The following is a 26,257-nucleotide window of genomic DNA, read 5'->3' as shown; positions in this document are numbered from 1 at the left end:
CGCACGCGGCGTGAAGTATGAGTGACGTCACGTGATCGCGGGGGTGGAGGCAGGGTGCGGGACGCCTGCGGCGGGCTTTGCCGGGGTGGGCGGGTCGGCCTCGGGCCGGCGGGTGGTGGCGATGTCCCGGACCCGGGGTCCGGGTCCGGGACATCGCGCCGAGCCCCCGGCCGATCAGCCGGGAGGTGGTGTGAGCCCATGGTGTAAGCCCATATAGAGGTGGTGTGAACCATAGACGTGGTGTGAGCCCACCTGTGCTCAGCGGCGCCCGCGAGCCGGGACGGTCCGGGGCGGCGCCCCCTCGCTGGGCTAGGGTGTCGGCCGCATATCCGAACGACATGCCTGCTGGGGGAACGTATGTCTGCCGTCGACGGCATGACGGCGGGGGCCGAGGGCGCCGCCGAGCGCCGGGTCTCCACCTTGGAGCTCTTCTTCGACCTCGTCTTCGTCTTCACGATCACACAGCTGACCGTGCTGCTCACCCACGACCTCTCCTTCGCACAGGCCGGGCGGGTACTGCTCATCTTCGCCGTCCTGTTCTGGATGTACGGGGCCTACGCCTACCTCACCAACCAGGTGCCCCCGGAGACCAACGCCCGCCGCATCCCGCTGATCCTCGGCATGTGCGGCTTCTTGACCTGCGCCCTGGCCATCCCCGGTGTGTTCACCACGAACGGCGTCGCGTTCGGACTCGGCTTCCTCCTGGTCACCATCGTGCACAGCGCGCTGTACGCGCTGCTGCACGGGCGGTACGTCCTCAGCTTCGCGCTGACCAATGTGCTCGCCGCGCTGTGTGTGACGGCGGCCGGCACGGTCAGTGGCCGGGCCGCCGAAGGGCTGTGGCTGGCCGCGCTGCTGCTGCAGAACGTCACGCCCATCCTCTCCAGCCGCATCACCTCCGACATCGACGGCGAGCGGGTGCCGGTCACGGGCCGCGTCGGCGCGCTCGACCCGGCGCACTTCGTGGAGCGGCACGGACTCCTCCTGATCGTCGCGTTCGGCGAATCCGTGATCGCGATCGGCGTCGGCTCCGGCTCCGAATCCGGCGAACTCAGGCTGGACTGGGGGCTGTTCGGCGGGGTTGTCCTCGCGCTCGCCCTGGCGACGGCGCTGTGGTGGACGTACTTCATCCGGGACGAGGAGGCGGCCGAGGCGGCGCTGCGGGCGGCGTCCGGGCTGTCCCGGTTCCGGCTGACGATGCTCGCTTACTACTACAGCTTCGTGCCGATGCTGCTCGGTGTCGCGGTGCTCGCGGCCGGGGTGAAGAAGTCCATCGGGCAGCTGCCCGAGCACCTGCCGGCCGCGCCCGCCGTCGCGCTGGCCGGCGGGGTGGCGCTCTTCCTCGCGGGGAACGTCGCCTTCCGCGCGGTGCTGCGCATCAACCCGCTGCGGTTCCGCGTGGGCGGCGCGGTGGCCGCGCTCGCCACCGTGCCGCTCGGCACGCATGTCTCCTCCCTCGCCGAGCTGTTCGCCCTGGTGCTCGTACTGGTCGCGATGCTGCTCTCTGAAGCACGATGGGCACCTTGCACACGGGACGAGAGGGGAAGCGCATGATCCTGGTGACCGGGGCGACGGGGAATGTCGGGTCCGAACTGGTGCGGATTCTGGGCGAGTTGCTCGACGGCACGGGCGAGGAGGTGCATGCGCTGAGCCGGTCCGGCAATCCGGCGGGCCTGCCCGCCAACGCGCGGGCGGTGGCCGGTGACCTCAACCGGCCGGAGACCTTCGCCGCCTCGCTCGCCGAGGCCCGCGCGGTGTTCCTGATGCCCGGCTACGACAACATGGCCGCGACACTCGCCGCCGCCCGCGCGGGCGCGGCGGAACGGGTCGTACTGCTCTCCGGCGGCTCGGCGGGCGCCAGCGACCTCACCAACGCGGTCTCCCGCTACATCATCGAATCCGAGACCGCGGTACGGGAGTCGGGACTGCCCTGGACGTTCCTGCGTCCGCGGATGTTCATGTCCAACACCCTTGAATGGGCTGAGCAGTTGAGCCGGGGCGATGTGGTGCGGGCGCCCTTCGCGGACGTACGGGCCGCGGTGATCGACCCGTACGACATCGCGGCGTGCGCGGCCGCGGCGCTGACCGGCGACGACCACGAGGGCCAGATCTACCCGCTCTCCGGCCCCGATTCCCTCCTCCCCGCCGACCGAGTGCGCGTCCTCGGAGAGGTGCTGGGCCGCGAGCTCTCCTGCGAGGGCATTCCCGACGACGAGGCGTACAAGGAGATGTCGGCGCGGATGCCCGTGCCGTACGTCGACGCGTTCTTCAGCTTCTACGTGGACGGCACGCTCGACGAGTCGGGCGTGGTGACCACCGTGCGGGAGGTGACCGGGCGGGAGCCGCGCACGTTCCGGGCGTGGGCCGAGGCGCACGCTGACGCGTTCCGGTAGGAATCAGGGGGGGGCGGCCCCGGGCACCTCGGGCCGATCACGATGGCCCCGAGCGGAGTCAGCCCCGCTCGGACCGTTCGGACCACTCGGACCGCTCGTGGTGGGTCGTGCGCGTGTGCTCGGTGTGGGCGCGCATGACCTCCGTCGCCCGCTGCTCGTCGCGCGCCGAGATCGCGGCGATGAGATCCCGGTGCTCGATCCAGGACTGCTTGCCGCGTAGGCGGGCGACGGGCGTGTAGTACCAGCGCACCCGCCGGTCGACCTGAGCGGCGAGCTCCGCGAGCACCACGTTCCCGGCGAGTTCAATCACCTTGGCGTGGAACGCGGCGTTGGTGGACACCGCCAGGTCCACGTCGTCATCGGCGACCGCCTGCTCGCCCCTGGCGCACAGCTGCTCCAACGCGGCGATCCCGGCCGAGCCGGAGTTGGCGGCCGCGAGCCGGGCCGCCTCGGCCTCCAACAGCGTACGCACCGAAAGGAGTTGGTCGGCCTCCGCCTCGGTGGGCTCGTGGACGAACGCGCCCTGCGCGGGCCGCAGATCGACCCAGCCCTCGGTGTTGAGCCGCTGGAGCGCCTCGCGCACCGGCTGCCGGGACACCCCGAGGTGCCCGGCGAGTTCGCTCTCCACCAGATGGCGGCCGGGGCGCAGCGCCCGGGTGGTGATCAGCTCCAGGAGAGCCTCGTACACGCGCTCGCGGAGCGGTCCGGGCCGCTCCAGCTTGGGCACGGTTCCCTGCGGCAGTCCTGCGGACACCATCGGTTCCCCCTCCTGCTGCACCACGGGCGTCGAGCCGGTCATGGAGGTTGGTTGTCGTCTACAGTCTACCGATCGCCATGCCCTGGGCGCCCCTCGTCCGTGGACGAGGAAGGACAGCACGCCACCGAGCGCAACGCCGCCCAACGATATGAGTGACGCCCAGACTTGACCTGACATGGCGGCGATCGTTCCACGCTGCCGATCCATGGAAGTCGATCGCGTGCTGATCGGTGTGGTTGGCCGTTCGTGGGGCACAGAACTCCCCCGTACCGCTCCCCACTTGGCGCATCTTGATCGTTTTCTGAGGTGCGTCTAGGCTCCCGTACCCATGGAGACGGGGGAACCGGACCGCGGTCGGCGGTCGTGGCGCGGGCGGCCGGTGGGTCGTCGTGCGGTCGGGGTGCTGCTGGCCGGGGCGGTGGGACTGGCCGTTCTGGGAGCGGTGTTCGTCGTGCTGCCGGGTGTGGTGGTCGACCACGATCTCGCCGGTGCCGCCGTCGCGCCGCAGGATCGGCTGAAGGCCGTGAACGATGTCCGGACGACTCTTCTGCAGGCGGTCGGCGGCATGGTCGTGCTCTTCGGCGCGTACGCCACGTGGCGGCAACTCCGGGTCAGCCAGGACGGCTTGCGCGCTACCCAGGAGGGCTACGTCACCGACCGGTTCAGCCGGGCGGTCGATCAGCTCGGCAGCGACAAGCTGGATGTGCGCGTCGGTGGGCTCCACGCGCTGTGGCGGGTCGCGGAGCAGTCCGCCCGTGACCGCGAGGCCGTCATCTCCATCCAGGCCGCGTATCTGCGGACGCACCTGCCCTGGCCGCCCACCGGGCCGGAGGCGCCGGCGGCGGACGCGCCCATCAACTACATCGCACCGCTGGAGGCCCGCGCCGCCGACTCACAGGTGGCGCTGACCGGCCTCGGCGTGCTGTGCCGAAGCCGGGAGCAGTCCTGGGTCAATCTCAGCGCCACCGACCTGCGCCGCGCCGACTGCGACGGGCTCTGGCTGCCCGAGGTCAACCTCGACCGCTCCTGCCTGGAGGCGGCGGGCCTGTACCACGCCAACCTGACCCAGGCGTCCCTGGTCTCCGTCAACCTGCGGCACGCCGACCTCAAGACCGCCGTTCTCCGCCGGACCCGCTGCGCTCTGGCCGACCTGCGCGGCGCGCGGCTGGCCGAGACGGACCTGCGGGACGCCGACTTCAGCGAGGCCGACCTGCGCGAGGCGAACCTGCGCAAGGCCGACGCCCGAGGTGCGGTCTTCCGCCGGGCCGACCTGCGACTGGCCGACCTGCGCGGCGCCGACCTGAGCACGGCCGACCTTCTCCAGGCACGCCTGGCCGACGCCCTGGCCAGCGAGCACACCCGCTGGCCCGCCGGCTTCGACCACGAGGCCGCCGGCGTCGTCGTCACCGAGGACCCCGGCCCCGAACCCACACCTCTGCTCCAGCCGCCGGGGATAACGGCGCAAGTCCCCCGGCTGCGCTCCATGCCATGACCAAGCAGCAGGTCCGGGTACTGCGCGGCGTCCAGGTCGAACGAGGCCGGCGAGAGCGCCGCCTGTGCCAGTGCGGCGGGTGCCCGGCTTCGTCGTGGTGATGAACTTGCGGTCCCTGTCCGGCAGTTCGGGCGGGGTCGGTCAAGGGCAGCGGATGACTTGGCCCGCGTACGAGAGATTGCCGCCGAAGCCGAAGAGCAGGACCGGGTCGCCGGTGGTGATCTCGCCGCGTTCGACCAGCTTGGACAGGGCCAGCGGGATGCTGGCCGCCGAGGTGTTCCCGGATTCGACGACATCGCGGGCGATCACCGCGTTGACGGCCCCGATCTTGCGCGCGACGGGTTCGATGATCCGCAGATTCGCCTGGTGCAGCACGACCGCGGCGAGGTCCTCGGGGGTGAGCCCGGCGCGCTCGCACACCTGGCGGGCGATGGGCGGCAGCTGGGTGGTGGCCCAGCGGTAGACGGACTGGCCCTCCTGCGCGAACACCGGCGGGGTGCCTTCGATGCGTACCGCATGGCCCATCTCGGGCACCGAGCCCCACAACACCGGGCCGATCAGCGCCTGTTCGCTCGCCTCGACCACCGCGGCGCCGGCACCGTCGCCGACCAGGACGCAGGTGGTGCGGTCGGTCCAGTCGGTCACCTCGGTCATCTTGTCCGCGCCGATGACCAGGGCGCGGCTGGCCGTGCCGGTGCGTACCAGGCTGTCGGCGGTGGCCAGGGCGTGGGTGAACCCGGCGCAGACGACGTTGAGGTCGAGGACCGCGGGCGAGCCCATGCCGAGGCGGGCGGCGACCCTGGCCGCGGTGTTCGGTGAGCGGTGGGTCGCGGTGGAGGTGGCGACCACGACCAGATCGATGTCGGCGGGGGTCAGCCCGGCACCGGCGAGAGCCTTCGCTCCCGCGTGCGCGGCCAGTTCGTCCACGTGCTCGTCGGGGCCCGCGACATGGCGGGTGCGGATGCCGACGCGGCTGCTGATCCACTCGTCGCTGGTGTCGACCAGCTCGGCGAGGTCGCCGTTGGTGAGCACCCTGGCGGGCTGGTAGTGCCCGACTGCGACTACGCGCGAGCCTCGCATGCCGGTCATGACGGATCCCCTCGGTACGAGCATTTCACTGCTGACATCCGGAGCCATCCAGTCTTCGTGGCTACTGATGGGTACAAGGGCGCGAGATCCAACAGGATTCACTGCCGCACCTTTGGAGCCTTGTGTCAGCGTTTCGCCCCTGCGGAGTGCTTGCGGAGCCCGTTCGGCACCTCGACCGCCGAGAAAGGCATACTGTAGACAATATTTTGTCGACGATGGCCTGCCCTCCTCGGTTGCCCGACCGCCGACCACTCGGCCGAGCACGACGCCCCGCTCAACCTCACCCTCCATGTGCAGGACAATGAGACCGTCAAGGTCACCTCACCGCATGACAACCCGGTGACCCACGGCAACCTGTGCATCAAGGAAACGCTTCGGCTTCCAGCACGTACAGAACCGAGACCGAGCACAGCGACTGAGGGACTGAGAGCATGGGACGGGTCACCGAGCGCCGCCGCGTCATCCGCATCCGGGACGGGGTGGTGTCGGCCCGCCCGGACACGCTGGTCGCCGAGGAGCCCCTGGAGATCCGGCTCAACGGCAAACCGCTCGCGATCACGATGCGCACACCGGGCGACGACTTCGCGCTCGCGGCCGGGTTCCTGGTCAGCGAGGGGGTGCTCGGCGCCGCGTCCGATCTCCAGTCGATCGTGTACTGCGCGGGCGCGACGGCCGACGGCTCCAACACGTACAACGTGGTCGACGTGCGGCTGGCGCCGGGCGTCGCGGTGCCCGACATCACCCTCGAAAGGAACGTGTACACGACGTCCTCGTGCGGCCTGTGCGGCAAGGCCAGCCTGGACGCCGTCCGGACGCAGGCCCGCTTCCCGATCGCCGACACTCCCCCGCTCCTGATGGAGCCCGAACTGCTCGCGGCCCTCCCCGACCGGCTGCGCTCGGCGCAGCGGGTCTTCGACCGGACCGGGGGTCTGCACGCGGCGGCGCTGTTCTCGCCCGGGGGCGAACTCCTGGACATACGCGAGGACGTGGGCCGCCACAACGCGGTGGACAAGCTGGTCGGACTGGCTCTCCAGGACGACCGGCTGCCGCTTTCGCGCTGCATCCTGCTGGTGTCGGGGCGGGCCTCCTTCGAGCTCGCGCAGAAGGCGGTCATGGCGGGCATCCCGGTCCTCGCGGCGGTCTCCGCGCCGTCCTCGCTCGCCGTCGACCTGGCCGTCGAATCGGGTCTCACGCTGGTCGGCTTCCTGCGCGGCAACTCCATGAACGTGTACGCGGGTGACGAGCGCATCGCCCTGCACTCGGGCGTCTGACCCCGGCCCGGAACCGACCCGGTCGGCGGGGGCACCCCTGCGCCGACCGGCCCTCCGTGACACCGCCCCGCCCTCGCACCCGCGCGAAACCCCTCCCGAAGGACGGGCCCGCACTTCCCCGCAGCACCCCACATCCAGCACATACGAATACACGTTCGAGTAGAGGCGGGCTGCCGAGTCAATCGGCGTACCGTGGAAATCGTGGGAACCGCACCGCCCGGCGATGCGGCTTCCGCAGCCCTGCAACCTTGCGGCGGGGCTGCTACGCCCACAGAGCATCAACTCCCTCCGAACACCGCACCCTTCACCGCTACCAACGCCAGGAGCCGGGCCGCGGGCCATGGGCGCGTGGCCACATGCACCAGCAAGGAGTCCCCATGGCATCCCGAATCCATGGCGGTCGCAGCGACCGGCCGAGCTGGGACGAGCGGCTGTCCAACAGCAGAAGGCAGCCGACCACGGCGATTCTGTGCGCGCTGGTCGTCCTGGTGGCCATCGTCGACCTTGCGACCGGCGACGGGTCCCAGACCATTCAGGTGTCCGGACTGGCGGCGCTCATAGCGGCGATGCTCTGCACCACCGGGCAGGTCGTGCTGGTGGGGATGTTCTACACCGCCGCGGTGGTTGTCGTTTACACCGATGAGCTGGGCCCTTCAGGAGCCCCCACCATGATCGCCTCGATCGGCGGGTCGGTCGTGGCCGGCATCGCCTGTGTACTGCTCTGCCAGTCGCGATGGGAACGGGAAGATCTGCTGGCCCGGGTCCGGTTCACGGCCGAGGCCGCCCAGCGGACCTTGCTGCGCGAACTGCCGCTCCACACCGACGACGCGGTGGTCGACGGACTGTACGTGTCCTCCGCCCGGGACGCGCTGATCGGCGGTGACATCTACGAGGTCCTGCCCACGCCGTACGGAACCCGGGTGCTCATCGGGGACGTACGAGGCAAAGGGCTCCCCGCGATCCATGCCGGGGCCGCCGTGCTGACCTCCTTCCGCGAAGGCGCCTACCACCAGCCCTCGGTGCTCGGCGTGTGCACCCAGATGGAAGAGGCGCTGCTGCGGCACAACCACTACGCGCGGGACACGGGGGACGGCGAGCGGTTCGTCACCGCGTTGGTGCTGCAACTGGAGCCGGACGGCCGGGCGGAGATCGTCGGGTGCGGACACACCACCCCGTTCAGACTCAGCGGTGGCAGAGCAGCGGAGATATGGCTCGACGACCCCGGACTTCCCCTTGGACTCGGCGATTTGGCGGGGCAGGCGCGCACGGCGCAGCACTGCCCCTTCGCGGCCGGGGACCGGATGGTTCTGTGCACCGACGGGGTGACCGAGGCCCGCGATGCCGAGGGGGTCTTCTACCCACTGGTCGACCGCCTCAGCACATGGGCCGAGCTGCCCTCGCCCGAACTCGTGGAGCAGTTGGGGCTCGACCTCGTGCGGCACACCGGCGACCGGCAGAGCGACGACGCCGCCATCCTCGTCGTGCGCCGCAACGGCTCCTTCGAGGCCGAGCAGCCGGGCCGAGCGCCCGGACCCACCGGCCGGCCGCCGACCGGTGTCCCGAGCTGACAACCGCAAAGACGCCGAAGCCTCCGCACGGCAGGGCATCCGCCGGCTCCCCTCCTACGATGGTGTCACTCAGTGCCATAGTGCGGGCATGGATCACTCACACCAGTTGGGTACGGCACAGGCCTGGGCGGCACTTGACGGCGACCCTGAACTCCTGCGCCATGTCACCTTCGAGGGCGTCGGGGCGCTGCCCTCGCGGCTGCCCGTCATGGAGCTGGCCCGCTCCACCGTGGCGGTCTGCGCTTTGGCTGCGGCCGAGCTCACCGGCGTACGCACCGGCCGCCCGGTGCCCGCCGTGCGGGTTGACGACGGCGCGGTGACGACGGCGTTCCTCAGCGACCGGCTGGTGCGCGTCGACGGGATGGCGCCGACCACCTTCGCGCCGCTCTCCCGCTTCTGGCGCGCCGCTGACGGCTGGGTCCGTACGCACGCCAACTACCCCCACCACCGCGCCCGTTTGCTCTCCGCACTCGGCCTGCCCGCCGACGCGGAGGTGCCCTCCGTGGCGGACGCGATCGCCGGCCGCACGGCAGCGGACGTCGAGGCGACCGTGTACGCGGCGGGCGGTCTGGCCGTCGTGTTGCGCACCCCGGCACAGTGGGCGGCACACGAGCAGGGGGAACTGGCCGCCGCCCAGCCCTTGTTGACGACGGAGCGGCTCGCTGGCCGGGCGCCGCGCGGCCTCCCCGCGTCCCGTGGTGAAATCCCGCCGCCTGCCGCGGGGTTGCGGGTCCTGGACCTCACTCGGGTTCTCGCGGGTCCCGTCGCCACCCGCACACTCGCTCTGCTCGGCGCCGATGTCCTGCGGATCGACGCACCTCAGCTGACGGAGAGTCAGGAGGCCCACAACGACACGGGCTTGGGGAAGCGTTCGACGGTGCTCGACCTGGGCCGTGCGGCGGACCGCCGGGTCTTCGACGAGCTGCTCGACGGAGCCGATGTGGTCGTCACCGGATACCGCCCGGGGGCCCTGGAGCGGCACGGGCTGACGCCGGAGGCACTCGCCGGGCGCCGGCCGGACCTCGTGATCGCCCAGCTGTCCGCATGGGGCCGGTACGGGCCGTGGCACGAGCGGCGCGGCTTCGACAGCCTGGTGCAGGTGGCCACCGGAATCGCCGCACTCGAAGGCTCCCCCGACGAACCGGGCGCACTGCCCGCTCAGGCCCTCGACCACGGCACCGGATATCTGCTGGCCGCCGCGGTGCTGCGCGCCCTCACCGAGCAGCACCGGACGGGCGGCGCACGGCTGATCCGACTGGCGCTGGCCCAGACCGCGGCCTGGCTCACCAACGGCATCCCTGCGGCCGAGCAGCAGCCCGCCCCGACCGAAGGAACCTACGGCCAGGAGAAGTGGCTCACGGAGACCGACAGCGCGGTGGGCCGCCTGCGGCACGCCCTGCCACCCATCTCCTACGCGGGAGGCCCGGTGAACTGGTCGCGCCCACCGGGTCTTTGGGGAACCGACACACCTCAGTGGGCCAGCGCCCGACACCAGCCAACAGCACCGTAGGCTCGCGGCGGCAGCGGCCCTGAACGGCGGCATTCCCGCCCTGACCGCCGGCTCGATGATCGCCCCTCCCATCGCACCCGGCGGTCCGTCCGCGCGTGGTGGTGCCGGTGTGCCACGCCGCGCGACTGCCGGGGCCGGTAGTCGCGGGGCCGCCGTGCGTGCGGCCTCCCGGCTGATCGTCGAGGTCGGCCGGTCGAGGCGCCTGGCGATCTCGGCGCAGGAGTACCCGTCGCCGAGTCCGGCCGCGATGCGCTGGCGGCCCGGCCGGCTCAATCGTCCTCCCGGCATGCCGCCACTATTGCCTTCGTCGTCAGTCATTGCAACGCAGCGTTGCATTCGATCTCAACCCATTGCATCAATTTGCCGCCATACACCTTGGAAAACCCCTTCGACCGATTGACGACATCCATGAATGCAACGTAGCTTTCGAGTTGTGCAAAACGCGCACTATCGCGAGATGAGGAATGGTCATGGGTGAATCCGTCCACACCGTCACGCCGCCGACGGCGCGTCAGCCCGGCTGCCCCTTCGACCCGCCGGCAGAGTTCATCGACGCCCACCGGCACGGCCCCATCAGCCGCTACACCCACCCCGGTGGAAAACCCGGCTGGCTGATCACCGGTTACGACCTGGTCAGGTCGGTCCTGGCCGACTCGCGGTTCAGCTCGCGCAAAGAGCTCCTGAACGTGGTCGACTTCGAGATTCCTCCGGCACCGCCCGGCGAGTTCCTCCTCATGGACGACCCGGAGCACCGGCGCTACCGGAAGCCGCTGATGGGCAAGTTCACCGTGCGGCGGATGCGACTGCTCACCGAGCGCGTCGAGCAGATCACCGCCGAGTGCCTGGAAGCCATGGAGAAGGCCGGGCCGTCGGCGGACCTGGTGACCGCGTTCGCCAAGCCCATCCCCGCCATCATCATCTGCGAGCTGCTGGGGGTCCCGTACCAGGACCGGGCCTCCTTCCAGGAGCAGATCGACTCGTTCCACAGCGGGGAGACGAGCGACGAGGAGCTGTTGGCGGCCTACACCGCGACCCAGGACTACCTCGCGCAGCTGGTGGCCGCCAAGCGCGCGAACCCCACCGACGACGTGCTCAGCGAACTCACCGACAGCGATCTCACCGATGAGGAACTGAAGGGGATCAGCCTGATTCTGCTGGCGGCCGGGCTCGACACCACCGCGAACATGCTGGCGCTGGGCACCTTCGCGCTGCTGCAGAACCCGGCGCAACTGGCCGCGCTGCGCGCCGATCCCGCGCTCGCCGACCCGGCGGTGGAGGAGTTGATGCGGTATCTGACCGTCGCCAAGTCGTTCATGAGGACGGCGCTGGTGGACGTCGAGTTGGGCGGCCAGACCATAGCGGCCGGTACCACGGTGGTCCTGTCGTACAACACCGCCAACCGCGACCCCGAGCGCTTCGCCGATCCCCACGTGCTCGACATCCGGCGGCAGCAGGGCGGGCACCTGGCCTTCGGCCACGGCGTCCACCAGTGCCTGGGTCAGCAGTTGGCCCGCATCGAGATGCGGGTCGCGTTCCCCGCGCTGTTCAACCGCTTCCCCACGCTGCGTCTTGCCGTACCGGCCGAAGAAGTTGGCCTGCGTCCGGAGACCGCGGACATCTACGGGGTGAAGAGCCTGCCGGTCACCTGGGACGTGTAACTTGCCACCGGTGACGGGTGAGTTCGCGTACGGCCGCCCGCCACCGCTGCGGTCCCGCCCGGTAGGCGATGGCCCGATTTCCACGGCATCCGCCGCGAGGATCTCGCCCTACTCGGCCGGCCTGATCTCCTGCTGCTCTCCTGTCCCCGTCGGACTACCTTCGAGTGCAAGGTGCTCCGTACCGGGGCCTCAGCGCAAGGGGGAGAAGTATGCGCAAGATCGCGACGACCGCCGCAGGGCTGGCCCTCGCCGTGGTGACGCTCGGACTCGCCGCAGCGCCCAACGCCGCTGCGGCGACGCCCTGCCCATCCGGAGCGTTCTGCATCCGTGAGACGGACGGCAGCATCCTGAACCAGAACATCTTCTACAGCTACGGCTCCCACAACCTGTCGAACGTCACCGGCGAGCGCGTGCTGGTCAACAGCCAGACCGGCGGCGCGGGCTTCCAGCTCTGCTTCGGGTACGACGGCGTCAACTGCTCCGATGTGGACCGTGCCACGGGCGAGTTCGCTCCGTACGACATGACGCCGATCAACTCCGTGGTCCTCGTACCGTAGCCAACACGGGGACAACGGGCCGTCTTTCAAACGGTCCGGTGCGCTAGGAACTGCGCGACCGACCACGGCCGGCCCGCAGCCGACGAACGCACTCCCCGCGGGGCGCTCAGCGGGCCCGCCTGCGCGCCTCGGACGGTGGGGGGATCATCTGGAGGGCGAGCGTGGCCGGGGGGTCGGCGAGGCCGGGACCGCCCTGTTCGGCCCACGCCACGATGTCATCCGTGGCGTCGTCGTCCAGGACCCAGCCGATCCAGGCCGCACGGGCACCCCGGGCGCGGGCCCGGCCCGAGGGCTGGACCACCATCACATTGGCCTGGCCGCAGGGCCCGAGGCAGTCGGTGGTGCGCACGGCGATCCGGCCGTCCGACGCGGCGGCCGCCTCCCGCAGCCGGGCCAGCTGGCCGGCGTGGTCGGTGCCGGGGTTCTTGAGGGCGTCCCCGCAGCAGCAGCCGCGGCAGACGACGAGGGTGCAGGGACGTGAACCGGCCGCGGATATCGTGAACTTGGGCATGTGCTCAGCCGAACCCGATGGCAGATGCGGTGACGACCGTGCCGAGGCGCGGGAAGTTCAGACCGACCGCCGCCCGGTGTTCGTCCTCGGTGAGCGCGGCCATCGCGTCCTCGGCGAACAGCAGCTCGTAGCCGTGGTCGGCGGCGGCGCGGGCCGTCGACTCGACGCCGAGGTTGGTGGCGATGCCACCGAACACGAGGGTGTCGATGCCGCGTCCGGTGAGGAGTTCGTGCAGGCCGGTCCGGTGGAAGCCGCCGATGGCGCGCTTCACCACGATCAGATCGCCGTCGGCCGCGAGCCCCTCGACAAGAGCGCTGCCGGGCGGCTGGGTGTCCACGCCGGGGCGTTCGACCCGTACCAGCACCACCGTCGCGCCCGCCGCACGGAATGCTGCCGCCAACTCCCTTGATGTGGCGACGACTTGCTCGCCCGAGCGGGGTGCGAGCGGCAGCGCCGCGATCCGGTCCATCAGATCGACGAGGACGAGCGCGCTGCGCGCGGGGTCGAGGGTGGCGGGCACGCCTTCGAGTGCGGTCATGCCTGGCACCGTACCGGCCCCCATGATCCAGACCGTACGCCGGGGACCGGTTCGGGCCATGCGCGGCGCCGGGGCGGGCCCGGCGCGGGTCCGCTACGCCTCGTGCAGGCGTGTGAGGAGCGCGATCAACTGCCGTGCCTCGGCAGGGGCGAGAGGGGCGAGGAGCTGTGCGTTCGCCGCTTCGGCCACCGTCGCGCAGCGTTCCAGGAGGTCCTGGCCTTGGGGGGTCACGGTCACCGCGTTCTTGCGGCGGTCCCTGGGGTCCGGTTCGCGGACGGTGAGGCCGTCGGCCTGGAGGTCGTTGAGGATGCCGACCAGGTCCTTCGGGTCGATGGAGAGCCTGCGGCCCAGATCGGCCTGGGCGACCGGCCCGAGTTCGCAGACCGCCGCGAGCACCGCGTGGTGCAGCATCTTGACGCCCTCGCCCGCCAGCGCCTCGGCGACCAGACCCCGGCCGCGCGCGGCGACCCGGCCGATCAGCCAGCTCGGCAGCGCCTGGATGCGCTGGAGAGCGGGGAGCTGAGCGCCCCCCTCGGTTCCTTCGCGAGTCGCGGCCTTGTGGGGAGCGTGCTCAGTCATGCCCGCAGCCTAACCCGAAACCATTGGACTTCCCAACGATTCTTCTCTACCGTAAGCCTTCCCAGTCGTTGGAACTCCCAACGACTTCCTGAATCGGAGGGTGCCATGCGTCGCGTCCGCTATGAGGTCAACGGCGGCCCCGAAGTCCTGTTCACCGAGGACGTCGCCGCGCCCGAGCCCGGTCCGGGTGAGCTGCTCATCCGCACCGAGGCGATCGGGGTGACCCTGCCGGCCGTCCGCAAGGTCCGCGAGGGCAGCGAGCCGATACCGCTCGGCGGCGAGGTCGCCGGCACGGTGGCCGCGCTCGGCGAGGGCGTCACCGGATTCGCGGCCGGCGACCGGGTGACCGGGCTCTGCTTCACCCACGGCTACGCCGAACTGGCCGTCGTCCACTCGGCGATGGCCTCGCACATCCCCTCCCATGCCACCGCCGTGGACGCCATCGCACTGGTCCGCAGCGGCTTGGTGGCGCGCGGCGCCTACGCGGCCGGCCGGCCCGAGCCAGGCGAATCCGTCCTGGTCACGGCCGCCGCGAGCGCGATCGGCACACTGGCGCTCCAGTTCGCGAAAGCGGGCGGCGCGCGGAGGGTCGTCGCCGCCGTCAGCTCCGCCGACAAGGCCGACTTCGTCCGGGAGCTGGGGGCCGACGAGGTCGTCCGGTACGGGGACGAGTCGTGGGGCGAGCCGGTCGACGTGATCATCGACGCGGTCGGCGGCGAGCTCCTCACCCCGGCCGTGCGGGCGCTCGCACCCGGCGGACGCCTCGTCGCGTTCAGTTCGGGCGGCGGCACCATCGAGGCGTACGACCTGCTCGTGGGCGGCAAGTCCGTCATCGGCTTCCAGATGGGCCTGATCGCCCGCAACAAGCCCGCGCTGTACGCCCGTTGGCGCGAGGAGCTGTGGCAGCTGCACGCCGCCGGAAAGCTGCGGACCTCCGTCGCCGCGGAGCTGCCGCTGGACGAAGCGGCCAGGGCTCACGAGCTGATCGAGTCCCGCCGCAACCTCGGCAAGGTGGTGCTGGTCACCGGGCGTCGCTGACCGGGGGGTGTGCGGACACCGGTCCTGCGCGCCTGCGCCGGGCCGCACGGCCCCGGGCGGGGTTCAGACACCGGCCCCGACAACCGGCTCGTCCCAGTCGATCCGGTAGGAGTACTGCCAATCCATCCGCTTCTCGGGCTTGAGCAGCTTCATCATCGGCGGCATCAGCAGGTCCCGCAGCACCCGGCCGACCGGTCCGGCCGCCTTGTCGTTGTTGATGCGGGCCGTCTCGGCGATGATCCGCTCGACGCGCGGGCGACGCAGCTCCTCGTACGCCGTGAAGGCCTCCCGGTGCGGCAAGTCCCTCAGGCAACGGGCGAGTTGGACCGCACTCTCGGCCGCGAGCGAGGCGCCCTGGCCGGAGCTGGGCGAGGCGGCGTGCGCCGCGTCCCCGATCAGCACCATCCGGCCCCGGCTCCAGTGCGGCACCTTGAGCATCGCCTCGACGGGGCCGGTGAGCGCGAGGTCCGCGGGGTCGGTGCGGGCCAGCAACTCCTTGGCCGGCGTGCGGTCACCGGCCACGAGGGCGCTGAGTTCACTGAGCCACTTCTCGGCGCCGAGCTCCGCCGCGCGGGCCGCGGAGACCGGCTCCTGGCTGGGGAGATTGACGAACCAGCCGCCCGAGGAGTCGTCGAAGACCTGGTAGCCGAAGAACACCCGGCGGCCGTACGTCATGTGCATCTTGCCGCCGCTGGACGGCAGTCCGGTGTCCTTCACACCGGCTCCGATGCCGATCAGGCCCGCATAGGTGGGCCCGGGGGCGGCCGGGTCGATCAGAGTGCGGACGGTGGAGCGGATGCCGTCGGCGCCGACGAGGATGTCGGCGGTGGCGGTGGAGCCGTCGGCGAAGTGCGCGGTGACCGAGTCGCCGGACTCCTCGGCGCCGACGAGCCGCTTGCCGTGGTGGACGCGCACGCCGCGCCGGGCGGCCTCGTCGTACAGCGAGGCGTAGAGCTCGGCGCGCCACACGAACTGGCTGGGCCGCGCACCGGCGGGGGTGCCGAACTCGGCGAGCCGCCTGCCGTTCCAGCTGTGGACGACGATCGCGTGCACGGGGGCGCCGACGGACCGGACCACATCACCGGCGCCGATCGCGTCGAGTGCGGCGATGCCGTTGGGGGCGATGCTCATGCCCGCGCCGACGCCGTCCGACCTGCTGTCGTACGCCTCGTACACATCGGCCTCGATGCCGGCCCGGCGCAGGGCCATCGCGGCGACCGGCCCCGCGATGCCCCCGCCGATGACGAGGGCGCTGCGGATGCGGGTGGCGGTGGTCATGAGCGCCGCCCCTTCATGGCGTCGTGGGTGCGGCGCATCTCCTGGAGGTGGGCGCGGTCGGTCATCGCGGCCAGGATCGCGATGCCGCCGCGGTTGACCCTGATCTCGCCGGTGTCGACACAACCGACCAGCGTGATGCGGCGGTTGGCGGTCGCGCCCTGCGAACGGGCTGGGCCCTGGGCGTCCTTGACCTTGCCCCGGCCGCTCCAGTTCAGGTCCCAGTGCTCGATGACGGCGTCGTCGTCCACGAGCAGCCTGACCGTCGCGCGGCGCAGGTCGAGGCGGATCTCGATCTCCTCGGGGAGCCCTTCGGAGCGGAGGTCCAGGACGGCGAGGCCGGACCGGGCGCGGATCTCGAAGCGGCCGGCGGTGGTCCAGTCACCCATGTGCTTCACGGCCCTGTGGTCGGCGTGGATGCGCCGGGTGGGTGCGGGGTCCTTGGTGCGTTCTTCGGTGCGTTCCTCGGTGATGGAGGTGGTGGTCATGACCGTGGCCTTCTTCCGGTGGATTCGCGTGGGTCCTCGTTCCGAGGGGCGGGCCCCCGTTCCGACGCTTTGATAGTTGCACTGCAACTAGTCTCACGTCAACTAGTTCTATCGGGAGTATTATCCGGATCATGACGTCCCTCCCCCGCAGCTCCCCGCTCGCCCTGACCGTCCTGGCCCTGCTCCACTACAAGCCGCTGCACCCGTACGGGATCCAGCGGCTGATCAAGGACTGGGGGAAGGGGCAGGTGGTGAACGTCGGCCAGCGCGCGAGCCTCTACCGGACGATCGAGCGCCTGCTGGACGCGGGCCTGATCGCCGTCCGCGAGACGGAGCGCGACCAGCAGTACCCCGAGCGGACCGTGTACGAGGTGACCGATGCGGGGCGCGAGGTCACCCGGAGCTGGCTCGACGAGATGCTGGCGGTGCCGAAGGCGGAGTTCCCGCAGTTCCCGGCGGCGCTGTCACACGCATTGATGCTGGCCCCGGGCGAACTCCTCGACGCGCTGGAGCGGCGGCTGACCTCGGTCGGCGCGACGCTGAAGAGCCTCGACGCGGGGCTCGCCGCGGAGTCCGGATCCGGCCTGCCCCGGATCGCCTCGCTGGAGAGCGAGTACCAGCGGGCGGTCACGGCCGCCGAAGCGAAGTGGCTGCGCGCGGTCACCGACGACCTGCGCGAGGGGCGGCTGCGCTGGTCCGCGGAGGACCTGATGGCGTTCGCGGCGCAGCAGGAGGGCGGGACGGCGGCCCGGAAGGACGACGCCTGACGGGTTGGGACGGGTGCCGGGCGCGAAGGCGAGTCTTCGGCAGGTCCGGGCGTCGGCGAGTGAGCAGCCGGAGGAGCCGGCGGCCCTGGATCAGTGGTCGGCCCGGTCCGGAGACCGCCGAGCGCCTACCGACCGGCCCGTACGGCCCCGTCGTGCTCGGCGTCCTCGCGATCCGGGCCGGGCTCGGACGCGGGCAGCGGGTCGCGGGCCCGGCGCTTTGCGATCACCGCGCAGACCATCAGCTGCATCTGGTGGAAGAGCATCAGCGGCAGCACCGCGAGTGAGGCCTGCGCGCCGAACAGCACGCTCGCCATGGGGAGTCCGGAGGCCAGGCTCTTCTTCGACCCGGCGAACTGGATCGCGATCCGGTCACCCCGGCCGAAGCCGAGCCGCTTCGCCCCGTACCAGGTCACCGCGAGCATCGCGGCCAGCAGTACGGCCTCGACGGCGAGCAGGGCACCGAGCCTGGCCGCGCTCACCTGGTGCCAGATGCCGCGGACCATGCCCTCGCTGAACGCGCTGTAGACGACGAGCAGGATCGACCCCCGGTCAACGTAGCCCAGGACCTTCTTGTTCCGGGTGAGGAAGCCGCCCACCCAGCGCCGCAGGAACTGCCCGGCCAGGAACGGCACAAGCAGCTGGAGCACGATCTTCAGGAGCGAGTCGACGGAGAAGCCGCCCCCGCTGTTGCCGAGCAGCCCCGCCGCGAGCAGCGGCGTGAACACGATCCCCGCGATGCTGGAGAAGGAGCCCGCGCAGATCGCGGCGGGCACATTCCCGCGGGCGATCGAGGTGAAGGCGATCGACGACTGGATCGTGGACGGCACCAGGCAGAGGAAGAGCAGACCGTTGTAGAGGTCGGGCGTCAGCACGATGGGGACCAGGCCCTTCGCCGCCAGACCGAGCACCGGGAAGGCCACGAACGTGCAGGCCAGGACGGTGACATGGAGCCGCCAGTGGCGCAGCCCGTCCATCGCCTCGCTGGTCGAGAGCCGGGCCCCGTACAGGAAGAAGAGCAGCGCGACGGCCCCGGTCGAGGCACCGCCCGCCACCTTCGCGGCCGGACCGGACGCCGGGAGCAGCGCGGCGAGCGCCACGGTGCCGATCAGCGCCAGGATGTACGGGTCGACCGGCAGCCAGGACGGCAGCTTCGGGGTGCGGCGGCTCATGTGCTCCACTTACGTGTTCGGCGGCTTCCAGATGTGGCTTCCGGTGGTGTGCTCGGCGGCTCCTGCGCGCCGGTCCCGGATCGCGCCCTCCCGATGGTCCCCCACCCCGCCGTGATCGGGAATCCCGTACACCGCTCTCACTGTCATCACGTTTCACGATGGGCGGCGCTACCGTGGACGGCATGTACGACGCGAACCAATTGCGGACGTTCCTCGCCGTCGCCCAGACCCTGAACTTCACGCAGGCCGCTCGGCGCCTCGGGCTGCGGCAGTCCACGGTGAGCCAGCACGTGCGGCGGCTGGAGGACGCGGCCGGGCGGCTGCTGTTCAGCCGGGACACGCACAGCGTGCGGCTGACCGAGGACGGCGAGGCCATGCTCGGCTTCGCCCGGACGATCCTGGCCGCGCACGAGCGGGCCGCCAACTACTTCACCGGGACGCGGCTGCGCGGCCGGCTGCGCTTCGGCGCCTCCGAGGACTTCGTCCTGACCCGGCTGCCGGAGATCCTCCAGTCGTTCCGCCGCGACCACCCCGAGGTCGACCTGGAGCTGACGGTCGAGCTCTCCGGGACCCTGCACCGGCGCCTCGAAGCGGGCCGGCTCGACCTGGTGCTCGCCAAGCGGCGGCCCGGCGACAGCCACGGCGAGCTGGTGTGGACGGACGAGCTGTGCTGGATCGGGGCACCCGGCCTGCGGCTCGATCCGGAGCGGCCGGTTCCGCTGATCCTGTTCCCGCCGCCCGGCATCACCCGGGCGCGGGCGCTCGAAGTCCTTGAGGAGCACGGGCGTTCCTGGCGCATCGCCTGTACGAGCGGGAGCCTGAGCGGCCTGATCGCGGCGGCCCGCGCCGGGCTCGGCGTGATGGCGCACTCCCGTGGTCTGATCCCGCCCGGCCTCGCCTTGCTCCCGGCCCGCGCGGGCCTGCCGGAACTGGGCGGCGTCGACTTCGTACTGCTGCACAACCGGCGTGGTTCGGCGGCCCAGGAGGCGGCCGGCGCACTGGCGTCCGCGATCCTGGCGGGCGGCGACCGTCTCCACCCGGGACGCCGGAGCGACTAGGGGGTGTCCGCCGGATCAGGGTCGGTTAGGGCGCGGCGGCTGGTGCGGTGCATCGCAAGGCGCCGGAGCGTTTCGATAGCGGAGCTATCGGGGCGGTTCGGCAACGCGGCGAGGTGCCGTGCCAGGCGTCGCGACCCCGGCCATGATCCGGCGGACACCCCCTAGGAGGTGTGGTGGATTCAGGGTCGGGACCAAACCCCGTGCCGCCGTGGGGCGGCGGTGACCGGAGCGTACAGATTCCGTGGAGATTGCTTTCCGCAGGGCTTGTCTTTGAGTCAGCAATGCGCCCGAGCGGTCCCCATGTGGCCCCCTTTAAGGCGCTGACCTGTGAAGACGGCGTACGTCTCGACTTGGGGAAGACCCCTGCCACCGGAAGTCGCCGTGGGGTACGGTCACCGCGCTGTGCGGAGCGCCACCGGGGGTGGCCACCCCGGAGGGAGGCAGGTCATTGCGCGAGTTCTCGGTCCCACCCATGGCGACGGCGCCTCAGGTCGGCGGGCTGGCGGATGTCGTCTTCGACCAGGCCCTGGACGACCCTCAGCGCGTGGCCCTGTGCCGCAAGGACGAGGCGGGCCGCTGGCGGGATGTGACCGCCGCGGGATTCCGGGACCAGGTGTTCGCGCTGGCCAAGGGGCTGATCGCGGACGGGGTGCGATTCGGGGACCGGGTCGCCATCATGGCGCGCACCCGGTACGAGTGGACCCTGTTCGACTTCGCGCTGTGGACCATCGGCGCCCAGCCGGTGCCGATCTACCCGACGTCCTCCGCCGAGCAGGTCTTCTGGATGCTGCACGACTCCGAGGTCACCGCGTGTGTGGTGGAGCACGAGGACCACGCGATGACGATCGGCTCGGTGGTCGACCGCCTCCCGCACCTCAAACGCCTGTGGCAGCTGGACGTCGGGGCGCTCGACGCGCTCCTGGAGGCCGGTGACTCCATTGACGACGAGGTGGTGAACCGGCACCGCCGGGCGGTGACACCGGAGTCGGTGGCGACCGTCATCTACACCTCGGGCACCACGGGGCGCCCCAAGGGCTGTGTGATCACACACGCCAACTTCATGTTCGAGACGGACATGCTGATCTCCCGCTGGGAGCCGGTGTTCCACTCCCGGCCCGGCGACGAGGCGGCCACCCTGCTGTTCCTGCCGCTGGCCCACGTGTTCGGGCGGATGGTGGAGGTCGCGGCGATCCGAGGGCGGGTGAAGCTCGGCCATCAGCCGGCCCTCTCGGCCTCCGCCCTGCTGCCCGATCTCCAGTCGTTCCGGCCGACCTTCATCCTCGCGGTGCCGTACATCTTCGAGAAGGTCTTCAACGCGGCCCGCCGCAAGGCCGAGTCCCAGGGCAAGACCGGGCCGTTCGACAAGGCCGTGGACATCGCGGTCAAGTACGCGGAGGCCGTCGAGCAGAAGGCCTTCGGCCTCGGCCCCGGCCCTTCGGCGGCGCTGCGGATGCAGCACCAGTTCTTCGAGAAGACCGTGTACGGCAAGGTCCGCGACGCGATGGGCGGCCGGGTGCGGCACGCCATGTCGGGCGGCTCCAGCATGGGCCGGCAGCTCGGCCTGTTCTTCGAGGGCGCGGGCGTCACGGTCTACGAGGGGTACGGGCTGACCGAGTCGACCGCCGCCGCGACCGCCAACCCTCCCGAACGCACCCGGTACGGCACGGTCGGACAGCCCATTCCCGGCACCACGGTGCACATCGCCGACGACGGCGAGGTGTGGATCCACGGCGGGCAGGTTTTCTCCGGCTACCTCAACGAGCCCAAGGCCACCGAGGCGGTTCTCAGGGACGGCTGGCTGGCCACCGGGGACATCGGGGCGCTGGACGAGGACGGCTATCTGACCATCACCGGGCGCAAGAAGGAGATCCTGGTGACCTCGGGCGGCAAGAGTGTGTCACCGGTGGCCCTGGAGGAACGGGTGCGGGCGCATCCGCTGGTCGCGCAGTGCATCGTGGTCGGCAACGACCGCCCGTACATCGCGGCTCTCGTCACCCTCGACCAGGAGGGCGTCGACCACTGGCTCGCGATGCGCGGCAAGCCCTCGCTCACCCCGTCCGAGCTGGTCCGCGACCCGGACCTGGAGACCGAGGTGCGACGAGCCGTGGTCGCCGCCAACACCCTGGTCTCCCAGGCCGAATCGATCCGCACCTTCCGGATACTGGCCCACCAGTTCACCGAGGAGCACGGCCTCCTCACCCCCTCGCTGAAGCTGAAGCGCCGCGCGATCGAGGAGGCGTACGCGGTCGAGGTCGACGCGCTGTACCGGTGAGGGGGTGCTCAGGCCCCGTGGTGTTCGGGTGTGGTGGTCCGGCGGGCCACATGGTGCCGGAGCGCATGGTTCACCGGCACAGGGCGGTATCCACCGCCGCCTCCAGGTGTTGCGCGGCGGCGGTGCTCGGGGGGAACACGGTCACCGTGATGCTGGCGGCGCGGCCGTCGTCGGTGACGCCTCCGCGGGTCCGGTATCCCTGAGTGGTGCCGCCGTGCCCCCAGTACACGCCGCCGCACGACAGTGGTTTGCTCTGCAGGCCGAGGCCGTAGCGGACACCGGGTCCCAGCTCGTCGGCGGGGACGGTGGTGCGCATCTGGGCGAGCTGCGCGGGGGCGAGGAGGCGGCCGCCGAGGAGCGCGGTGTAGAACCGGTTGAGGTCGGTGTTGGTCGAGACGATGGCACCCGTCGCCCAGGCCATGGACGAGTCCATCTCGGTGAAGTCGTGCAGGGACCCGTCGGCCGGCTTCCTGAAATAGCCGTTGGGGTGGGCCTCGTGGACGGTGATGTCTCCGGGTGTGGGGAAGTAGGTGTGGCGCAGTCCGATGCGGTCGATCACACGCCGGGTGATCTCCTCGCCGACGGGGCGCCCCGTGACCTTCTGAATGATCAGGCCGGCCACCAGGTAATTCGTGTTGCTGTACTCCCATTTCGCGCCCGGGGAGAACTCGGCCTGCTGCGCCAGGGCCATGTCGATGAGGTCGCGGGGTTCGAAGTACCGGTACTGGACGGCGGTGAAGTCCGCCAGCTCCGGGGAGGCCATGTAGTCGGGAAGTCCGCTGGTGTGCTGGAGGAGTTGGCGGACGGTGATGCGGCGTCCGTCGATCCCGTCCCCTCGCAGCAGGCCGGGCAGATAGGTGTCGACCGTGGCGTCCAGGCCGATCTTCTGCTCGCCGACGAGCTGGAGCGCGACCACCGCGGTGAACGTCTTGGTGCTGCTGCCGATCCGCACCTGCCCGTCCATGGGCACCTTCGCCTTGGTGGCGAGATCGCCGACGCCCGCGGTGTAGGTATGGGTCCTGCCGTCGCGGCCCCTGACGCCGCCCAGCGCGGCGGGCACGCCGTCGTCGCGCACCAACGCGTTCAGGCTCTGCTGGACCGCATCGGGCCTGGGGGCGGCGACCGCCGGGGACGCTGCCAGGACGCCTGCCGCGAGGACGCCGGTGGCCACGGCGAGCGCGGCCGACGCCGTCGCGCGCCGGACACCCGGCTGCCGCGAGGGACGGGACCGGCCCGATGCATGCTCGTACACGAGACAACTCCTGTGGTTTGCCGGGAGGTTGGCGCTGCTGCGCCGGGCCCAGCATCTCCGGGGACGGCCGCGCGGCGGGAGCCTGCTACCCCCCGGTCTCCGGGTATGGCCAGCACCAGCGTCCGGACCGGCCGATTCCTCCAGGTCACCCCCAGCCGCACACAGGCGCCGCGGACGGCAGCGACTTCCCGCCCGTCCGCGGCGCCGACCGCTGTGCCCAACCGGCTTGCGCCCGCGCCTACTTGATCAGAACCTTGAATATCTTGTCCGAGCCGGGTCCTCCGGTTCCGTTGTTGTCGCCGTTGGTGGTCGAGAGCCAGAGCGCGTCCTCGCCGGGCACCTTGGTGACCGTACGCAGCCGGCCGTAGGAGCCCACGTAGTACGCGGTGGGGGTGCCCACGTTCTCCGTGTCGCTGTTGATCGGGATGCGCCACAGCCGCTCGCCCCTGAGGGCCGCCATGTAGACGGTGTTGCGGACGATGGCGATGCCGCTGGGCGAGGCCTGGCCGGTGGGCCAACTCGCCTTCGGGTTGGTCATCCCGGCAACGTTGCACGGGCCTTCACATATCGGCCACCCGTAGTTGGCGCCCGGCTTGATGAGGTTGAGCTCGTCCTTCTTGCTGTCGCCGAACTCGGCTTCCCACAGACGGCCGTTGCGGTCGAAGGCGAGTCCCTGCGGGTTGCGGTGTCCGTAGCTGTAGACGTAGTTGCTGAATGGGTTGCCGGGGGCCGGCTTGCCGTCCGTGGTCATGCGCAGGATCTTGCCGTTGAGGGAGTTCTTGTCCTGGGCGAGGTCGGGGGTCTGGGCCTCGCCGGTCGAGGCGTACAGATAGCCGTCGGGCCCGAAGGCCAGGCGTCCGCCGTTGTGGTACCTGTTCTTCTTGATCCCCTGGAGCAGGACGGTGTAGTTGCCGAGAGCGCTCCCGTCATACGTCATCCGCACGACCCGGTTGCCCTCCGCGGCGGTGTGCATGAAGTACACGTAGTGGTTCGCGGCCCACTTGGGGTCGACCGCGACACCGAGCAGACCGCCCTCTCCGCCGGTGGTGACCGCGTTGGGAACGCTTCCCACCTGCGTCCGGGTCCCGTCCCGTGCCACCTTGTACACCTTGAAGCCGTCCCGCTCGGTGACCAGCACGCTGGAGCCGTCGGGCATCCAGTAAGTCCCCCACGGAATGGTCCAGTTGCTGGAGATCGTGGTGATGGACGAGGGCACTCCGCCATCGGTCCGGCAGGCTCCGGTGGTGAAGGAGACCGCGTTGCCGGCCGGTGAGGCATTGCCGCCCGCGTCCTTGGCGACGACCGTCAGGGAGTACGGACTGTTGCAGGCGAGACCGGTCACGGTGGTACTGGTGCCGGGCGGGTTGCCGGTGACGGTCTTGTACACGGTGTCGCCGCTGCGCACCTCGTAGGAGGTGACACCCCTGTCGTCCGTCGACGCGCCCCACTTGAGGTCCGCGCTGCTCGCGGTGACGTTGGCCGCGGTGAGGCTGCCGGGCCTGGTCGGCGGTGTGGTGTCGGTGCTGGGCAGGGTGGTGCAGTCGACGGCGGGGCTGGCCTGCGAGACATTCCCGGCCGCGTCACGTGCGAGCACCGTCAGGTTGTAGGTGGTGTTGGGGACGAGCCCGGTGAGGTGGTCGGAGGTGAGATCGCCCGCCACCTGATTGATCTTGTTGCCGTGCTCGTAGATGTCGTACATCGCGACACCCACGTTGTCGGTGGAGGCACCCCAGCGCAGCGTGAGAGTGCTTTCGGTGATCGCCGAACAGCTGGGGGCGCCGGGCGGGTGGGCGGCTGGGTGTCGCCGCCCGATGCCCCGCTGAAGTCGACGTAGTCGATGTTGGCGAGACCGCCGGCGGTGGTCGACGTGAGGCGGATCCTGTTGCTGGGCGCGGCGGACGCCGACTGCGGCACCGCCTGCACCAGGCCCACGCAGAGCAGCAGCACGGCGGTCGCGGCCGCCTTCCGAGTCCGGCCGCGCAGGTGATTCATCATCAGAAACCGTGTGAAGCACAGTGGTTGCTGGTTCCTACCTTCACGGGTTGCCATGTCTGCCCCCCTCAGCCCGCGTACTGGGCGACGATTTTGGTGAAGGCGTACGGTGACTGGCTGACCCCGCCGCACGAGTCCCCGGCGCCGCCCGAGGAGCACTGCCGGTCGCGGTTGACCGCCCAGAAGGTGAAGCGCGCGAGGTGGTGCCGGCCGGCATAGCCGAGGACGGCCCGGAAGTCGCCGGTGGAGACGGTCTCGTCGGCCTCGTCGGTCTTGCCGTTCATGGAGGAGACACCTATGTGCCGGTAGGCGGCGTCGTCGCTGTACCCGTAGGCGCTCTTCACCGCCGTCTTCAGGCCTAACTTCGGGTTGCAGCCGCCGTCGGAGAGGACGAAGGCCAGCGTGAACCAGGTGACGCCGGTCGCCGCCATCACATCGGTGGGCTTCTGCGGGTTGCCCCAGCCGAGGTACTCGTACGGCGCGGCCGCCATCGCGGCGGACGCGGCCGGGGCATTGGCGTGCGGGGCACTGGCCGCGCCGGCCTTCGGCACCGACACCATCAGCGGCAGGAGCAGACAGCTGAGACCGGCAAGGGCCGCGACGAGACGGCGCGGGGGTGCGGCAGCGAGCATGGGAGTTCCCTTCGTGGGGGGTGTGGGGAGGTGCGGGGAGGGGGTGACGGGTTGCTGGTCTACGCGTAGGCGCTTCCGAGTCATGCCTCGTCGATCCGTAGCCGCTGGTAGCGGGCGGTGTCGGTCTCGGCGGCGTACGTGCTCGTCACCTCCAGACGGACGTGGCTGGTGGAGACGGCCGGGATGTCGATGAAGGCGACTCCGCGCGCGCTCGGCAGCGTGCCGGACTTCACCGGACTCCCCAGTGGCTGCCATCGGCGCTGACGTACACGTTGTAGCCCTTGATCCGCGCCGACTGCTCGGTGCTCGAACGGGCGTAACTCACCGAGTCCTCGCGCTGGTTGATGCCGAGGTAGCGGACGGTCCTCGCGGCACCCAGGTTGAAGTCGAG

Annotated in this window: 23 protein-coding genes and 3 pseudogenes; 13 read left to right on the top strand and 13 right to left on the bottom strand. The window is 70.9% G+C overall.

Annotated elements, in window-relative coordinates:
* Positions 1-357: 357 nt before the first annotated feature.
* A complete protein-coding gene (locus ACIQ8J_RS15790) occupies positions 358-1,554 on the top strand; it encodes a low temperature requirement protein A (protein WP_403272164.1) in 1,197 nt (398 codons plus the stop codon).
* The gene (locus ACIQ8J_RS15785; protein WP_403272165.1) at positions 1,551-2,393 is read left to right on the top strand and encodes an NAD(P)H-binding protein; all 843 of its coding nucleotides are present in this window, start codon (positions 1,551-1,553) and stop codon (positions 2,391-2,393) included. Before ACIQ8J_RS15790 ends, ACIQ8J_RS15785 begins: the two co-directional genes overlap by 4 nt.
* Before the next feature lie 58 nt (positions 2,394-2,451).
* Here the strand turns inward: ACIQ8J_RS15785 and ACIQ8J_RS15780 are convergent, their stop codons facing one another.
* On the bottom strand, positions 2,452-3,150 hold the full coding sequence (locus tag ACIQ8J_RS15780) for a GntR family transcriptional regulator (protein ID WP_403272354.1): 699 nt from the start codon (positions 3,148-3,150) through the stop codon (positions 2,452-2,454).
* Positions 3,151-3,574: 424 nt separating this feature from the next.
* Between ACIQ8J_RS15780 and ACIQ8J_RS15775 the strand changes: the two genes are divergently transcribed.
* Entirely contained in the window at positions 3,575-4,642 is a 1,068-nt protein-coding gene (locus ACIQ8J_RS15775) for a pentapeptide repeat-containing protein (RefSeq protein WP_403607837.1), read from the top strand.
* Between the two features lie 141 nt (positions 4,643-4,783).
* On the opposite strand, the gene ACIQ8J_RS15770 is transcribed toward ACIQ8J_RS15775, so the two are convergent.
* Complete coding sequence (locus ACIQ8J_RS15770; RefSeq protein WP_403272355.1) at positions 4,784-5,722, bottom strand: beta-ketoacyl-ACP synthase III; 939 nt, start codon at positions 5,720-5,722, stop codon at positions 4,784-4,786.
* A gap of 285 nt (positions 5,723-6,007) precedes the next feature.
* On the opposite strand from ACIQ8J_RS15770, the pseudogene ACIQ8J_RS15765 reads away from it, so the two are divergent.
* The 4 genes and pseudogenes from ACIQ8J_RS15765 to ACIQ8J_RS15750 all read left to right on the top strand — a co-directional run.
* Positions 6,008-6,158 (top strand): annotated as a pseudogene (locus tag ACIQ8J_RS15765) (hypothetical protein); the annotation flags it as partial.
* A gap of 4 nt (positions 6,159-6,162) precedes the next feature.
* Positions 6,163-7,002 (top strand): formate dehydrogenase accessory sulfurtransferase FdhD, encoded by an 840-nt coding sequence (gene fdhD / locus ACIQ8J_RS15760; RefSeq protein ID WP_403272167.1) that lies wholly within the window; start codon positions 6,163-6,165, stop codon positions 7,000-7,002.
* Between the two features lie 377 nt (positions 7,003-7,379).
* Complete coding sequence (locus ACIQ8J_RS15755) at positions 7,380-8,570, top strand: PP2C family protein-serine/threonine phosphatase (protein ID WP_403272168.1); 1,191 nt, start codon at positions 7,380-7,382, stop codon at positions 8,568-8,570.
* Between the two features lie 88 nt (positions 8,571-8,658).
* Complete coding sequence (locus tag ACIQ8J_RS15750) at positions 8,659-10,080, top strand: CoA transferase (protein ID WP_403272169.1); 1,422 nt, start codon at positions 8,659-8,661, stop codon at positions 10,078-10,080.
* A 174-nt stretch (positions 10,081-10,254) separates the two neighbouring features.
* Here ACIQ8J_RS15750 and ACIQ8J_RS15745 read toward each other — a convergent pair.
* Positions 10,255-10,368 (bottom strand): annotated as a pseudogene (locus tag ACIQ8J_RS15745) (helix-turn-helix domain-containing protein); the annotation flags it as partial.
* Positions 10,369-10,550: 182 nt separating this feature from the next.
* On the opposite strand from ACIQ8J_RS15745, the gene ACIQ8J_RS15740 reads away from it, so the two are divergent.
* Together ACIQ8J_RS15740 and ACIQ8J_RS15735 are read left to right on the top strand one after the other, a co-directional pair.
* Entirely contained in the window at positions 10,551-11,738 is a 1,188-nt protein-coding gene (locus ACIQ8J_RS15740) for a cytochrome P450 (RefSeq protein WP_403272170.1), read from the top strand.
* A gap of 209 nt (positions 11,739-11,947) precedes the next feature.
* On the top strand, positions 11,948-12,295 hold the full coding sequence (locus ACIQ8J_RS15735) for a hypothetical protein (RefSeq protein WP_403272171.1): 348 nt from the start codon (positions 11,948-11,950) through the stop codon (positions 12,293-12,295).
* Between the two features lie 106 nt (positions 12,296-12,401).
* Here ACIQ8J_RS15735 and ACIQ8J_RS15730 read toward each other — a convergent pair whose 3' ends face one another.
* From ACIQ8J_RS15730 to ACIQ8J_RS15720, 3 genes are all read right to left on the bottom strand, one after another.
* Positions 12,402-12,806 (bottom strand): (2Fe-2S) ferredoxin domain-containing protein, encoded by a 405-nt coding sequence (locus ACIQ8J_RS15730; RefSeq protein ID WP_403272172.1) that lies wholly within the window; start codon positions 12,804-12,806, stop codon positions 12,402-12,404.
* A gap of 4 nt (positions 12,807-12,810) precedes the next feature.
* Complete coding sequence (locus tag ACIQ8J_RS15725) at positions 12,811-13,344, bottom strand: isochorismatase family protein (protein ID WP_403272173.1); 534 nt, start codon at positions 13,342-13,344, stop codon at positions 12,811-12,813.
* Positions 13,345-13,437: 93 nt separating this feature from the next.
* A complete protein-coding gene (locus ACIQ8J_RS15720) occupies positions 13,438-13,923 on the bottom strand; it encodes a MarR family winged helix-turn-helix transcriptional regulator (protein WP_403272174.1) in 486 nt (161 codons plus the stop codon).
* Positions 13,924-14,028: 105 nt separating this feature from the next.
* On the opposite strand from ACIQ8J_RS15720, the gene ACIQ8J_RS15715 reads away from it, so the two are divergent.
* Positions 14,029-14,961, top strand: a complete 933-nt coding sequence (locus ACIQ8J_RS15715; protein WP_403272175.1) for a zinc-binding alcohol dehydrogenase family protein — start codon at positions 14,029-14,031, stop codon at positions 14,959-14,961.
* A 63-nt stretch (positions 14,962-15,024) separates the two neighbouring features.
* Here ACIQ8J_RS15715 and ACIQ8J_RS15710 read toward each other — a convergent pair whose 3' ends face one another.
* Together ACIQ8J_RS15710 and ACIQ8J_RS15705 are read right to left on the bottom strand one after the other, a co-directional pair.
* Positions 15,025-16,239, bottom strand: a complete 1,215-nt coding sequence (locus ACIQ8J_RS15710) for an FAD-dependent oxidoreductase (protein ID WP_403272176.1) — start codon at positions 16,237-16,239, stop codon at positions 15,025-15,027.
* The gene (locus ACIQ8J_RS15705) at positions 16,236-16,724 is read right to left on the bottom strand and encodes a hypothetical protein (protein ID WP_403272177.1); all 489 of its coding nucleotides are present in this window, start codon (positions 16,722-16,724) and stop codon (positions 16,236-16,238) included. The genes ACIQ8J_RS15710 and ACIQ8J_RS15705 overlap by 4 nt, the downstream gene beginning before the upstream one ends.
* 131 nt (positions 16,725-16,855) lie before the next feature.
* Between ACIQ8J_RS15705 and ACIQ8J_RS15700 the strand changes: the two genes are divergently transcribed.
* Entirely contained in the window at positions 16,856-17,491 is a 636-nt protein-coding gene (locus ACIQ8J_RS15700) for a PadR family transcriptional regulator (RefSeq protein WP_403272178.1), read from the top strand.
* Between the two features lie 125 nt (positions 17,492-17,616).
* Here the strand turns inward: ACIQ8J_RS15700 and ACIQ8J_RS15695 are convergent, their stop codons facing one another.
* Positions 17,617-18,660, bottom strand: a complete 1,044-nt coding sequence (locus tag ACIQ8J_RS15695; protein WP_403272179.1) for a bile acid:sodium symporter family protein — start codon at positions 18,658-18,660, stop codon at positions 17,617-17,619.
* 182 nt (positions 18,661-18,842) lie between these two features.
* On the opposite strand from ACIQ8J_RS15695, the gene ACIQ8J_RS15690 reads away from it, so the two are divergent.
* Positions 18,843-19,718, top strand: coding sequence for a LysR substrate-binding domain-containing protein (locus ACIQ8J_RS15690; RefSeq protein WP_403272180.1), 876 nt, complete (start codon positions 18,843-18,845; stop codon positions 19,716-19,718).
* A 472-nt stretch (positions 19,719-20,190) separates the two neighbouring features.
* Entirely contained in the window at positions 20,191-21,990 is a 1,800-nt protein-coding gene (locus tag ACIQ8J_RS15685) for an AMP-dependent synthetase/ligase (protein ID WP_403272181.1), read from the top strand.
* A gap of 70 nt (positions 21,991-22,060) precedes the next feature.
* Here ACIQ8J_RS15685 and ACIQ8J_RS15680 read toward each other — a convergent pair whose 3' ends face one another.
* From ACIQ8J_RS15680 to ACIQ8J_RS15665, 4 genes and pseudogenes are all read right to left on the bottom strand, one after another.
* On the bottom strand, positions 22,061-23,242 hold the full coding sequence (locus ACIQ8J_RS15680) for a serine hydrolase domain-containing protein (protein ID WP_403272182.1): 1,182 nt from the start codon (positions 23,240-23,242) through the stop codon (positions 22,061-22,063).
* Positions 23,243-23,480: 238 nt separating this feature from the next.
* Positions 23,481-25,256 carry a PQQ-dependent sugar dehydrogenase gene (locus tag ACIQ8J_RS15675; protein ID WP_403272183.1) on the bottom strand — a complete coding sequence of 592 codons (1,776 nt, stop codon included), beginning with the start codon at positions 25,254-25,256 and terminating at the stop codon, positions 23,481-23,483.
* A 46-nt stretch (positions 25,257-25,302) separates the two neighbouring features.
* A pseudogene (locus ACIQ8J_RS15670) lies at positions 25,303-25,764 on the bottom strand (hypothetical protein); the annotation flags it as partial.
* Between the two features lie 182 nt (positions 25,765-25,946).
* Positions 25,947-26,099, bottom strand: coding sequence for a hypothetical protein (locus ACIQ8J_RS15665; protein WP_403272184.1), 153 nt, complete (start codon positions 26,097-26,099; stop codon positions 25,947-25,949).
* Positions 26,100-26,257: the final 158 nt, after the last annotated feature.

Source organism: Streptomyces sp. NPDC094147, from assembly GCF_044764265.1.
Classification (GTDB): domain Bacteria; phylum Actinomycetota; class Actinomycetes; order Streptomycetales; family Streptomycetaceae; genus Streptomyces.
Note: the sequence above shows the minus strand (reverse complement) of the source record. Positions and strands in the feature narration are given on the sequence as shown.